Genomic DNA, 14,118 nt, shown 5'->3' with positions numbered 1-14,118 from the left:
CATGATTTAGCCGGTTTTGCACCCAACCTCACCCATTATCACCGCCTGGTAGATCGCTTTGGTTTAATAGAAGATATAAATTTTTGTTTAACACCCGATGTGGCCGATGTACTGGTGGTTTATAAAGAAGGGAAATTAATTAAAGGATAGCATTATGCAAAAGGGTATTTTGGCAGGGTTGATTGTAAGCGGATGTATTTTAAGTGTATGCTATTACTTATTCAAATATATTTATGAGATACGTGGCGTGGGAGGGGCAATCTTAATATCATCGCTACCATTACTATTTGGCATTTTAATTTCCTCTTTTTTTCTAAGAGATAAATCAAAAGTCATTACCTGTACAGCAAAGACAATTTTAACTATTTCAGTACTTTCGTTATTATTAGGGATTAGTTTTATTTTTAGATAATTTTCTCCACAAACTTTCAATTTTAAGCTGCAACCTCAGCAATTTTCCTTTAATTTTGCAAATTGCCCTTTTCAGAACGGGGCGGCTTACAAAACAGGCCGCAAATCAAATCTGAAATCCAAAATCGGCAATCCAAAATCGTCAATGGCTTTATCCCATCTTATTAAACATGTTTACAATAATGGTTCTGATGAAGTGATCCGCCGTGGAAAAAAAATTCAGGCCATGGGTTTTGTGGAGCTGGTAGAGCACGACCATTTGATGGGCAGCGTGGTGTTTAGGGTAAAAGATGACAGCTACAGCACATTTTACAAAGTATATATTCAAAAATACGCCGATGCTAAAAGCATTTCGGTGCGTTGCGGCTGCCCTTACAACCTGGGAGATATTTGCCGCCACGAAGCTGCCGCATTATTGCGCCTGCAGGAAATGATTGATAAAAATATGCTGGATAATACAGCATTGCGCTACAACCAGCGGCATACAGTTGCAAAAATGAAGCACATAGAAATCAAGATGATAAAATTATTTTCATCTCCCGGTATTTATGAGCAGGCAGAAGAAATGTTGACTAAAGCAAAAGCAATCATATTAAAAGCAGCAGATGAAAGAGTTGAAGCTGAACTGGAATACGACGGCCAAACTTATCCGTTAGTATTACAAAAAAACGACGAACGCAATTTTGATACTTCCTGCAAATGCGATGAGCAGGAGCATCCGCTTTGCGAACATAAGGTAATGCTGTTTTTACAATTGCTGCACAGCAATGGCCCTTATTATTTTGATACCATCAGAAACTGGGATAAAGAAAAAAATAAATTATTACAGATTTACGGTTACAGTTTAGATGATGACCTTAAAGGAAAATTTGAATTTACTTATAAAGAAGGCAAACCTTTTTTAAAAGTGTTAGACACTACTATAAAACGTGTTACTGCACCTGCCGCAACCATTACAAGATCGTACGAAGCTTTTGCAAGTGTTGCTGAGCCGGAAAAAGAAGAAGTAGTAAATGAACAGCCAGAAAAAAAATTGGGCATTGTTTTTAATTTCAACGCAACAGTTTATCCCAATTTTACAATTGATGCTATACAGGGAGATGCAGACGAAGAAAATAAAAAATATACCGGCAAAACAGAAAAACTGGATTTGGCCAAGTTTGTAAATGCAGAAGTATTTAGCGAAGATGATAAACAATTATTGCAGCAGGTACGCAAACTGCAAACCAGCGAAATAAATAAATACCTCGACCGTAACTCACCCTTCAGCGGTATTTGGGAAAATATTATACAAACAGAAGGCGATGAATTACCCGAAGAAACCAAGAGCCTTATTGCAGAATACCTTATCCCCAAACTAAAAAAATTATTTGAAGAACAGGCTGCTAACAATTTTATTTTTTTACTGCCGGAGAAAAAAATTTTTAAAACAGAAAATTTAAAAGACATAGAGATAAGCGATCATTTTATTTCGCCGGTGTTTAAAGTATTGGCAAAAAACAATCACTTTGAAATTGCCTGTACAGTAAAAATGCAATCGCAAATAATTCCTTTTTCGGATAACGAATGCAACAGCAGTCTTGTTTTTTTACAGGATAAAGTTTTATACCTGTGGCAAAAAGCCGAAGATGTTTTGCAGGCCGAAAAATTTATTAAAGAAGGCAACATACAGTTAAGTAAAGATAACTGGGCCGAAAAAATGCAGAAGGTAATAATGCCTTTAACCAAAGAGTATCATGTAGAGTTTGATAAAAGTTTAATAAGAGAAATTAAAAGTGGTGAGCCGGAAGTAAAATTACAATTGCAGGAAAAAGGCGACTACCTGGTCTTTCAACCTATATATACTTACCAGGGTTTTGAAACTAAAGCCACCGATAAAGAAACGATTACTATACCCGATGGCGATAAAATTTTAGTGGTTCACCGCAATAAAGAAGCAGAAGAAAATTTTATTCTAAAATTAGAAGCACTGCACACCATGTTTGTGCGTACCAACGATAACTGCAGTTTGGTTTTAAAAGGCGCCGATGTGTTACGCAACAACTGGTTCTTTTTATTTGTGGATGCAATGAAGGAAATGAAAGTGCCGGTATATGGATTTGAGGCGTTGAAAAATTTCAGGTTCAACACAGCAAAACCCAACACACATATACACGTTAGCAGTGGTATGGATTGGTTTGATGCAAAAGTAGAAATTGAATTTGGCCAGCAGCGTGTGGGTATTGATGATATTAAAAAAGCATTGGTTAATAAACAATCTTTTGTACAGTTAGGCGACGGCAGCTTAGGTATTTTACCCGATGAGTGGTTAAAACGTTATTCGCTTTTATTTAAAGTGGGCGACGATCATAACAACCGCCTGCGCTTATCAAAATACCACATGAGTGTTATTGATGAGTTGTACGAAAACCGTGACGAAACAGAATTAAGTTTTGAATTGGATGAAAAATTTGAACGCTTAAGAGAATTTAAAAACATCCCTGAAATTGCTGCACCGGAACATTTGCAACCCATTTTACGGCCTTATCAAACATCGGGTTTTCAATGGTTAAGTTATTTAAACGATGTAAGCTGGGGCGGAATATTAGCAGATGATATGGGTTTGGGTAAAACCATTCAGGCATTAACCATGCTGCACCATTACAAAGCAACCACCGGTGCATTAAAAGCCATTGTAATTTGCCCCACCACATTAATTTATAACTGGAAAAACGAAGTAGATAAATTTACGCCAACACTTACCTGGCATATTCATCACGGCAGTGTACGCAGCCGCAGTGCAGAGGATTTGCAAAAACAAAATATCATCATTACCACGTACGGTACATTAAGGAGCGATATACAATTGTTTTTAAAAATAAATTTTGATTATGTTATTTTGGATGAAAGCCAGGCCATAAAAAATCCTTCCTCTAAAGTAACCAAAGCCGCATGTTTGCTAAATGCAAAAAACAGGTTGTGCATGAGCGGTACACCATTGCAAAATAATACGTTCGATATTTTTGCACAGATGAATTTTTTAAACCCCGGTTTGCTGGGCAGCATGGAATTTTTCAGGAACGAATTTGCAACACCCATTGATAAATTTGGCGAGCAGGAACAAAAAGATCATTTAAGAAAATTATTATACCCTTTTATTTTACGCCGTACCAAAGAGCAGGTGGCAAAAGATTTGCCCGATAAAACCGAAACCATTTTGTTTTGCGAAATGGAAAAAGAACAGCGGGATATTTATGAAGCGTACAGGGACAGTTACCGCAGTAAAATTTTAGGGGAGATTGATCAGCAGGGCATCAACAAAAGCCAGCTTACTATTTTGCAGGGCTTAATGAAGCTGCGTCAAATATGCGACAGCCCGGCTATTTTAAATGAAGAAGATAAATACCCTAACCATTCTATCAAGTTAGATGAACTGGCCAGGGAGATTACAGAAAATATTGGCGAACATAAAGCATTGGTGTTCTCTCAATTTTTAGGCATGCTGGCGTTGATAAGAAAAACATTAACCGAACAAGGCATACCATTCGAATATTTTGATGGCAGCACCTCTGCACCCGACAGGGAAAAAGCAATACAGAATTTTCAGAATAATGATGAGTGCAGGGTATTTTTAATTTCGTTAAAAGCCGGTGGTGTGGGTTTAAATTTAACCGCTGCCGATTATGTGTACATAGTTGACCCGTGGTGGAACCCGGCAGTAGAGCAACAGGCCATTGACCGTACACACCGTATCGGACAAACAAAAAACATATTTGCCTACAGAATGATCTGTATTGACACTATTGAAGATAAAATTTTACAACTGCAGGAACGCAAACGTAAGTTGGCAAGTGAATTAATTGCCGATGATGCCAGCTTTGTAAAAGCGCTCAGTAAGTCTGATGTGGAATATTTGTTCAGTTAAAATTTTGCATTCATTTTTGAGATTGAGCAAAAGCAAGCTAAATGCAGGCTGCACTGCCTAATAACTTAATGCAAATGACTATTGATCTTTCTTAAGAAGCAATAAAATCTTTCAGCCTTCTAAATTCCCTGTTGGAACCTGATTGGAAAAAACTGTTGATTACTACGCTTATTGATTTTATCAATAAAGCAAATGGAGACGGTTGGGTGGTTGCACTATTTTTCATAATTATCGGATTTGAACTTTAAAATTACAATTTAACACAACTGCTGTCAAGAGTGTTTTTGCTGATTTATTAGGTTCGGTAATTTCCGAAAGGAATTGGTTATTTTACAAGTGGCCCCTGCCATTTGCGCCTGAACTGCTTTCCTTTTTTGTAATACCTGATAGGATAAACATCGGGGTTTTGACGAAGCTTACCTATAAAATTTTTTACTACCTGTATTAAAGGGTTTGTTGATGATTGTTGACTGGAGTTATTCATAGAGTAATGTGTTATTATATATTTAACGGGGCTGTATTAACAATATTGTATTAAATGGCATAAAATATAGTAAAACCGCTCAACCGGAGGTTTTTTCTGCTGTATTCGTTCTGTTATTTGATTAATTCTGCTTTCAGTTTTATCAAGAAAACTGGTGTTGTGTCTCCCTCCTTTTCCACTTTTATCGAGTAACAACAATGGCAGAATATAAATGCAACACTGTTGGAAACATATTGCATTCCCTTAATCCAAACTTAAATGCAATACTATATTTTTGTGTGGTGAAATTTTTGACACTTCTATTTGCTTTTTATATTTTGCTGTTGCCCTGTATACCCTGCAGTGATAAGGAGGAGTGTATAAATGATTTAGAAACCCAAATCACACAATCATCCAGCCACCAGCAACACCAGCAAGAAAACGAAGCCTGCAACCCATTTTGCAGTTGTGTTTGCTGCGGACAAACTATCGTGTCCAACTTTAATAACAAGCTTACAATTGCAAAACCCTTAGTACAGCAAAAGGGGCAAACTCATTATAATAATATCTCCATCCCTGCTCATTTTTTGGGTAATATCTGGCAACCGCCAAAATTAGTGTAGCCTTTTTATCTTCTCTTCTAAATGTTTGTCTTTGCAGGCAGATATATTAATTCATTTATTGTAAGGTTAACTATGTTAAATAAAATCATTCATTTCAGTATCAAAAATAAACTCATCATTGGTGTAATGACGCTGGCACTTATTATTTGGGGCGTATGGAGTGCCTCAAAATTACCCGTAGATGCATTGCCCGATGTAACCAATAACCAGGTGGTTGTTATAACACAGGCACCAACATTAGCAGCGCAGGAGGTAGAACAGTTTATTACCTCCCCGGTAGAAAGAGCATTGTCTAATGTGCAGGGCATTGAGGAGATGCGTTCATTTTCACGTTTTGGGTTAAGTGTAATAACCGTAGTTTTTAAGGAAGACATGAACATTTATTTTGCCCGGCAACTGATAGCTGAAAAGCTAAAAATTGCGGTAGAAGAAATTCCCAAAGGATTGGGCAATCCGGAGATGGGGCCTGTTACCACCGGGCTGGGAGAAATTTATCAGTATGTTATCCACCCAAAAAAAGGGAGCGAAGATAAATATTCAGCCATGGAATTGCGTACCATGCAGGACTGGATAGTAGGCCGCCAGTTAACGGGTATTGCAGGTGTGGCCGAAGTATCAGGTTTTGGTGGCATCAGTAAACAATACGAAGTGGCTGTAAGTCCCGAAAGGCTAAAAGCTATGAATGTAACACTACCAGAGGTATTTGTAGCACTCCAAAAAAATAATGAAAACACAGGCGGTGCGTACATAGATAGAAAACCCAATGCTTATTTTATTAGAGGTGTGGGGTTGGTAAAAACATTTGCTGATATTGAAAATATAGTTATCAAAAAACAAAGTAATGTACCGGTGCTGATAAAAGATGTTGCAACGGTTCAGTTTGGCTCACCGCCTCGTTATGGAGCTATGACTTATAATGGAGAAAAAGAAGTAGTGGGTGGAATTGTAATGATGATGAAAGGCGCCAACAGTGCATCGGTAGTAGAGCTTGTAAAAGAACGGATGATAACAGTGCAAAAATCATTACCGGATGATGTGGCGATAGAAGCATTTTTAGACCGTACAAATTTAATTGACCGTGCCATCAATACTGTAAAAACTAATTTGATTGAAGGCGCATTAATTGTATTGCTGGTGCTGGTTTTATTTTTAGGAAATCTTCGTGCCGGATTGATAGTAGCATCTGCTATTCCTTTATCATTATTATTTGCATTGGCCTTAATGAATTTGTTTGGCGTAAGTGCCAACCTGATGAGTTTGGGTGCAATAGATTTTGGTTTGATTGTAGATGGTGCAGTAATTATTGTAGAAGCCACATTGCATTATATTGGTGCCAAAAAAATTGCAGGCAGGCTTACACAAAGCCACATGGATGAAGCGGTGGAAGGCAGTGCAAAAAAAATGATGAGTTCTGCAGCATTCGGGCAAATAATTATCCTGATAGTTTATTTACCAATTTTATCGCTGCAGGGTGTAGAAGGAAAAATGTTTCGCCCAATGGCAGAAACGGTAGCCTTTGCAATTTTTGGGGCATTAATTTTATCGCTCACTTACATCCCCATGATGAGTGCATTGTTTCTTTCTAAAAATACAAACCATAAAAGAAATTTTTCTGATAAGATGATGGTCTTTTTTCAACGTGGATATGCACCGCTTTTAAGAGGGGCACTCAAAATAAAATATGTTGTAGTATCTATTGCTGTGGCATTATTGATTATATCAATTTTTATTTTTAAAAACATGGGGGGCGAATTTATCCCTACGCTGGAAGAAGGTGATTATGCCATTGAGTTTGTATTGCCGCAAGGTTCATCACTATCGCAAACAACCGAAACGGTAATGATGGCGGAACGGATGTTGATGAAATTTCAGGAAGTAAAAATGGTAGTGGGTAAAACAGGCGCAGGAGATGTTGCTACAGACCCAATGCCTCCCGAAGCATCCGATTTAATGGTAATACTCAAGGATAAAAAAGAATGGAAATCAAAAATTGGCTTTTACGAATTATCTGATAAGATGAGAGACCAACTGTCCACTATACCCGGCGTAATAGCCGAACCAAGCCAGCCCATTCAAATGCGGTTTAATGAATTGATGACCGGCATACGGCAGGATGTGGCTATTAAAATATTTGGAGAAAATTTAGACAGCCTGGTTGCTTATGCTGCAAAAGTTGCTAAGGTAATAGGACCGATAGAAGGTATTACACAACCGCAGGTAGAAAGAGTAGATGGGTTGCCACAAATTACTATTGAGTATGATAGGGCAAAGTTGGCAGGCTATGGTTTAAATATCGAAGACATAAATCATGTTATCAGCACAGCCTTTGCTGGCCAGGCTGCAGGTGTTGTATTTGAGAATGAAAGAAAGTTTGATCTGGTGCTGCGGTTAGACAGTGTACACCGTACCAAACTTGATGATGTAAGTGATTTATTTATCCCACTAAGTGATGGCAATCAAATTCCATTATCACAGGTAGCAAATGTTTCCTTTAAAACAGGTCCGGCACAAATAAGCCGGGAGAGTGGTAAGCGCAGGATTTATGTAAGCTTTAATGTAAGTGGCCGTGATGTGGCCAGTGTGGTAAAAGAAGCACAGGAAAAATTAAATGCAAAAGTAAAATTGCCACCGGGTTATTATTACACTTACGGTGGTACATTTGAAAATTTACAAAAAGCTTCTGCCAGGTTAATGATTGTTGTGCCATTGGCTCTATTGCTTATTTTCTTTATGCTGTATTTTACTTTCAGTTCTCTCAAAGAAGCATCCTTAATTTTTACAGCTATACCCATGAGTGCTATTGGTGGTGTGTTTGCTTTGCTGATAAGAGGAATGCCTTTTAGTATTTCGGCCGGTGTTGGTTTTATTGCGCTGTTTGGTGTGGCGGTATTAAATGGCATCGTTTTGATAAGCACTTTTAACCAGTTGGAAAAAGATGGCATGAAAGATATAATGCAAAGGGTTTTGGAAGGAACAAAAATTAGGTTGCGCCCTGTGCTAATGACTGCATCCGTTGCAGCTTTAGGTTTTATTCCCATGGCTTTTTCAAGTGGCGCCGGTGCAGAGGTACAAAAACCTTTGGCCACGGTAGTAATTGGCGGGTTGATAACCGCTACATTATTAACGCTGGTGGTATTACCGTGTTTGTATATCCTCTTTTCTAAAAAAAATAAAGTGAAAATAAAACCTGTAGCAATAATTATAGCAGGTATTATCTTGCTTACATCACCAACCAGTTTATTGGCGCAACAGCCAATTGCTAAGCGGATAGGTGTATACGAAGTAATTAAAATGGCTAAAAACAATTTGCAGTATGATATAAATAAACAGCAGATAGAAAGAGGTAAAGCACAAATCAATACCGCAACAGCATTACAAAAAACGGGTGTTTTTGCAGAGAATGAAGATTTGAGGCAAAGCGATAGCAGGGGTATTTTAAAAATTGGTGTATCACAAAATATTGCATGGCCGGGTTTGTACAAAGCACAGAAAAATTTGTACGGCGAACAATTAAAGTATTACGAAAAAAATACTGCCGCAATTGATATAGATATAAAAAGAGATGTACGTACTATTTATTACCAGCTTTGGTATTTGCAGGATAAACAGCAATTGTTTCACCGCTTGGATAGTGTGTACAAATCATTAAATAGCGCCGCCATCTTAAAAGTAAAAACCGGCGATAGCCCGGGCTTAGACAGTATTTCCGCTTCTGTAAGAATGATAGAACTGCAGGCCATGCTGCAGCAAATTGGTAACGATGTGCAAATTCAGCAGCAGCTATTAATGCAGTTGCTCAACACAACAGAACCGATGTTGCCATTGATGATGCCACTGGAAAAAATAACTATACCCGGTGTTGCAAAAGACAGCCTTCATCCTTTATTGGCTTTGCAATCGCAAAACATTAATATTGCCAACGCAGGAATTGGGGTAATAAAAAATGAAAACAAACCCGATTTTTCGGGCCGCTTTTTTACGCAGAATTTGTGGGGCGCAAGAGATCCCTTCACCGGCTTTTCTGTAACAGCAGCATTTCCTTTGTTTGGTGCCAAAGCTTACCGCAGCAAAGTAAAAGTAGCGCAGGCAGAAATGACAGTGCAGCAAAAACAATACGATTATAACATGCAGGTGTTAAGTACACAACAAATACAACGGCAGCAGCAAGTAGAAAGAAACCGGAGCATGCTGGCTTTTTATGAATCTGCAGGGTTAAGGCAGGCAGATGAAATCATTAAGGCATCCTCTTTAGCTTACCGTGCCGGCGAAATTAGTTTTGCCGAACTGTCACAGTTTCTTACACAGGCTATCGAAATTCAAAAAAATTATTTAGAGAACCTGAATGTTTATAATCAATCCGTTATTCAGTACAATTATTACATCAACCAATAAAATATAAAAGATGACAAAGTTTTTAATTACAATAATGATTTTCGCCAGCCTTGTTTTTGTTACTTCTTGCGGGAGTAAAAGTGCCGATGCTGAAACAGAAAAATCTGCCGAAGCAAAACCCGAAGAGGCAACGGGTGATGAACATGCAAACCCAAATACTGCCACACTTACTGATGAGCAAATAAAAAGTATCGGTGTAGAAATTGGCACCATCGAACAAAAACAATTAACTGCAGCGGTTAAAGTAAACGGGGTACTTAAAGTGCCCAATCAAAATAAAGCCAGTATAAATTCTATTTACAGTGGTGTTATAAAATCGTTGCTGGTACAGCCAGGTAATTATGTTGGTAAAGGGCAAACCATTGCTACCATTGCCAATCCTGATTTTATACAGTCGCAAAGCGAATACCTGAATATAAATGCAAAAATTTCTTTGGTAGAGTTAGAAGTAAAAAGGCAGAAAGAACTGAATGCAGGTAATGCAGGCGCATTAAAAAATCTGCAATCTGCCGAAACAGAATTAAGAACTTTACGTACCGCCAAATCAACCTATGCACAGCAGATACAATTGATGGGTATCAATCCTGCTACATTGCAAAATGGAAAATTAATTTCTGTACTATCGGTTAAAAGCCCCATCAGTGGTGTGGTTAGTAATGTGATGGTAAAAATGGGAAGCTATGTAGATGTAACTACGGCTGTTGCAGAAATTTTAGACAACAGCCAGTTGCACCTTGATTTATTTGTGTATGAAAAAGATTTGCCTAAATTAAAAAATAACCAGACGATACATTTTACCGTTACCAATAACCCTGGTAAAGAATATGATGCACAGATATATTCTTTAGGTTCATCTTTTGAAGGCGAAAGCAAAGCAGTAACTGTTCATGCAAAAGTGCAGGGTAATAAAGCCGGATTGATTGACGGTATGAATGTTACCGCTGTAATAAGTTTAGAGCAAACCACTGTACCTGCTGTACCCAACGAAGCTATTGTAACAGTAGATGGACAGGATTATATTTTTGTGCTTGCAGAAAACCATGCCGAATCGGAGCATCTTAAAACTTATGGTAAAGACAGCCTGCAACAAAATACAAAAGACACCCTGAAACATAAGCAAGGCGAAAAACCTGAAGCAGCAACCGGGAAAACTTTTGAAAGGATACCAGTAGCAAAAGGCACAACAGATGTAGGCTATACCGAAATAACATTACTGAGAGAAATACCCAAAGGCGCAAAGATTGTAACCAAGGGTGCATTTTTTGTATCGGCAAAGATGACCAATCTTGAAGAAGAGTAAATAAATAGAATGCGGCCCATGCTGACAGTTTTTCATTTCATTCTTTAATCATAATTATCATGACCTTTTCACAAACATTTTTTTCCCGCCAGTTTCTCTGGGAAATTGTACGCATATTAACAGTTGGAATAGCCAGCCTTTTATTTTATGTAGCCATTATTCCTTTGCCTGTATTGCTTGCTGCCATGGCATTCGGGCTTTACTCATTGGTAAAAGTTGCGGCTACAGATTTAATAAAAGAACGAAAGATTGGCACTGAAATTTTTATTACCATAGCCGTTATCATTTCTGTATTAGGTAAAGAATATCTTGCAGGTGCTGTGGTGTTAATGATTATTCTTATTGCCGAATACATAGCCAGTGCAAGCGGCGAAAGAGCAAGGGCATCTATAAAAGAGTTGATAGGCACCGTACCCAAAACAGCCATCGTAAAAAAAGGGGGCAAAGAAGAAACAGTACAAATAGATGATTTAAAAATTGGCGATATTGTTTTGGTAAAAGCCGGGGAGAAAATTCCGGTGGATGGAAAAGTAACGGCAGGCGCAGGCTCAGTAAATCAGGCACCTATTACCGGCGAAAGTGTTCCGCAGGAAAAAACTATTGGCAGCGATGTATTTGCCGGAACTATTATTGAACTGGGAGCATTGGATATTGAAATGACAAAAGCAGGAAAGGATACGGTGTTTTCCCGAATAATAACTTTGGTGGAAGAAGCTGAAAACAGCCAGGCACCTATTGAAAAATTTACCGATAAAATTGCTTCCTGGCTTATACCGGTCGTATTTATTTTTGTTGGCGTTGTTTATTTTTATACCCGTGATATAAAGCTTGTAATTGCATTGCTGATTTTTACATCGCCGGCAGAATTAGGATTGGCAACTCCCCTTGTTACCATTGCTGCTATTGCCCGTGCAGCAAGGGAAGGTATCCTGGTAAAAGGTGGAAAATTTTTAGAAGAATTGGCCAAGGTTACTACAATTGTTTTTGATAAAACAGGAACCTTAACTGTGGGAAGCCCTACCGTAAACCGCATTGAAATAATTGATACCAATTTTAATGAAAATAATTTAGTACAGTACGCTGCTGCAGTTGACAGGCGTTCCAGCCATCCGTTGGCAAAAGCAATTTTAAACTATGCAGATAAATTAAAAATCACTTACGGCGAACCTGAAAATTTTACAGTGATAAAAGGCCGTGGCGTTTCAGCAACAATAGAAGGCAAAGCGGTTTTGTTTGGCAATAAATTATACATGGAAGAAAGTAAAGTTGCCATGTCTGCAAGCTCCCAAAATCTTACGGATACTGCTATTTACCTTTCAGTAGATAATAAACTGGCCGGCATTTTTTTTATATCCGATGCCATACGAGAAGGAGCAAAAGAAATGATTGCCGGTCTTAGAGCAAGTGGTGTAAAAAATATTGTGATGCTTACCGGCGATAATCCCGAAACAGCCAAACATGTTTCCGAACAGGTGGGCATTACCGACTTCAGGGCAAATTTATTGCCGGAGGATAAAATAAGCATTGTAAAGGAGCTACAGGGTAAAGGAGATAAAGTAGCCATGGTTGGTGATGGTATAAATGATGCACCAGCATTGGTGCAGGCTAACATTGGAATTGCAATGGGTGCAATGGGTACACAGGCTGCAATGGAAGCCGCAGATATTGTGTTGATGCAGGATAAATTAGAAAAAATTGCAAGGGCAAGGGTTATCAGTAAAAGAGCCTTTCGTACCATTAAAGAAAATATTATTGTAGGCGTAGGTGTGGTGCATGTAATTGGCATTACACTTGTTTTATTAAGAATAATTGGCCCGGTGCAGGCAGCAGCAATACACTTGCTTCCGGATACATTGGTCTTTATTAATTCAATAAAATTGTTGCGGATAAAAATTAAATAGATAATACGGATGGCACAAATGTCCCGCATTGCAATCAACGAAAATGCAGGATAATCTGGCATTAATTATTAACAAAACCAAAACGAAATAGCATGTATTTTTACATTCATAAAATAAATAAAAATGAACAGACTCAATTGCTGGAAATGTGTACTGATGCTTGCTTCCGTTTTAGGAATGGTAAGTGCTTTGAACGCATAACAACAGTAAATACACAATTAATGTAAAAAGGTTGCAGTTAGAAATAGCTGCAACCTTTTTTTATGTATAGTTTTTAAAAGATAAATATGACACATCAACACAAGTACGACAAAAACGGTAAACAACTTTGTTGCACCCAGGAAGAAAAAATAAATCTTATTGCTGATAAGCAATTAAAAAGGGAGCATAAAGAAGTGAGTTGTTGTGCCACTGATGAACCTGTTATTAAACATGCTAAAGGTGATGGACACAACCACGAAGAACACAGCGATGAAGACGGACACGACCATTCTGGTGGTAACCAAACCACTTTGCAAATGTTTATGCCTTCCGTTATCAGTTTGGTTTTATTGCTTGTTGCAATTGCATTAGACAATTACTTTAAACCTGAATGGTTCAAAGACTGGATACGCATTGCATGGTATGTTGTAGCTTATATTCCTGTAGGTTTCCCTGTTATAAAAGAAGCCTTTGAAAGCATCCACAAAGGAGAAATATTTTCAGAGTTTTTATTGATGGCGATTGCCACCATTGGAGCATTTTCCATTGGAGAATTCCCTGAAGGCGTGGCGGTAATGTTGTTTTATGCCGTAGGCGAAGTGTTTCAAACATTAGCAGTAAAAAGAGCAAAAGCAAATATTAAATCATTGCTCGACCAGCGGCCCGATGAAGTAACGATTTTAGAAAACAACCAGCCAAAAGTAATCAAAGCTGAGGCTGCAAAAATTGGTGATATTGTTCAATTGAAATCAGGAGAGAAATTAGGTTTGGATGGTGAATTAATTTCAGATACTGCATCCTTCAATACCGCTGCACTTACCGGCGAAAGTAAACCCGATACAAAAAGAAAAGGTGAACAAGTACTTGCGGGAATGATCAACCTTGATAAAGTTTCTGAGATAAAAGTAAAATCTCTTTTTAAG

General features: G+C 38.1%; 7 protein-coding genes. 6 read left to right on the top strand and 1 reads right to left on the bottom strand.

Going from position 1 to position 14,118, the window contains the following annotated elements:
- Window positions 1-556: 556 nt before the first annotated feature.
- Window positions 557-4,315, top strand: a complete 3,759-nt coding sequence (locus ACY65O_RS15975; protein WP_462221860.1) for a DEAD/DEAH box helicase — start codon at window positions 557-559, stop codon at window positions 4,313-4,315.
- Between the two features lie 325 nt (window positions 4,316-4,640).
- On the opposite strand, the gene ACY65O_RS15970 is transcribed toward ACY65O_RS15975, so the two are convergent.
- A complete protein-coding gene (locus ACY65O_RS15970) occupies window positions 4,641-4,799 on the bottom strand; it encodes a hypothetical protein (protein ID WP_462221859.1) in 159 nt (52 codons plus the stop codon).
- Between the two features lie 290 nt (window positions 4,800-5,089).
- On the opposite strand from ACY65O_RS15970, the gene ACY65O_RS15965 reads away from it, so the two are divergent.
- The 5 genes from ACY65O_RS15965 to ACY65O_RS15945 all read left to right on the top strand — a co-directional run.
- Window positions 5,090-5,401 (top strand): DUF6660 family protein, encoded by a 312-nt coding sequence (locus ACY65O_RS15965; RefSeq protein ID WP_462221858.1) that lies wholly within the window; start codon window positions 5,090-5,092, stop codon window positions 5,399-5,401.
- Between the two features lie 72 nt (window positions 5,402-5,473).
- The gene (locus ACY65O_RS15960; protein WP_462221857.1) at window positions 5,474-9,793 is read left to right on the top strand and encodes a CusA/CzcA family heavy metal efflux RND transporter; all 4,320 of its coding nucleotides are present in this window, start codon (window positions 5,474-5,476) and stop codon (window positions 9,791-9,793) included.
- Between the two features lie 10 nt (window positions 9,794-9,803).
- Window positions 9,804-11,093: an efflux RND transporter periplasmic adaptor subunit gene (locus ACY65O_RS15955; RefSeq protein ID WP_462221856.1), complete on the top strand. Its 1,290-nt coding sequence runs from the start codon at window positions 9,804-9,806 to the stop codon at window positions 11,091-11,093.
- A gap of 59 nt (window positions 11,094-11,152) precedes the next feature.
- On the top strand, window positions 11,153-12,994 hold the full coding sequence (locus ACY65O_RS15950) for a heavy metal translocating P-type ATPase (protein ID WP_462221855.1): 1,842 nt from the start codon (window positions 11,153-11,155) through the stop codon (window positions 12,992-12,994).
- Between the two features lie 287 nt (window positions 12,995-13,281).
- A partial coding sequence (locus ACY65O_RS15945; RefSeq protein ID WP_462221854.1) for a P-type ATPase occupies window positions 13,282-14,118 on the top strand: 837 nt, incomplete at its 3' end.

The organism is Ferruginibacter sp. (genome assembly GCF_031430955.1).
In the GTDB taxonomy this organism is placed as follows: domain Bacteria; phylum Bacteroidota; class Bacteroidia; order Chitinophagales; family Chitinophagaceae; genus Ferruginibacter.
The sequence above is the reverse complement of the archived record's forward strand: the minus strand, read 5'-3'. Positions and strand labels throughout refer to the sequence as shown.

Coding starts and splice junctions, on each gene's coding strand:
- ACY65O_RS15960 (WP_462221857.1), top strand. CDS start 5,474: ATGTTAAATAAAATCATTCATTTCAGTATCAAAAATAAACTCATCATT.
- ACY65O_RS15955 (WP_462221856.1), top strand. CDS start 9,804: ATGACAAAGTTTTTAATTACAATAATGATTTTCGCCAGCCTTGTTTTT.
- ACY65O_RS15950 (WP_462221855.1), top strand. CDS start 11,153: ATGACCTTTTCACAAACATTTTTTTCCCGCCAGTTTCTCTGGGAAATT.
- ACY65O_RS15970 (WP_462221859.1), bottom strand. CDS start 4,799: ATGAATAACTCCAGTCAACAATCATCAACAAACCCTTTAATACAGGTA.
- ACY65O_RS15975 (WP_462221860.1), top strand. CDS start 557: ATGGCTTTATCCCATCTTATTAAACATGTTTACAATAATGGTTCTGAT.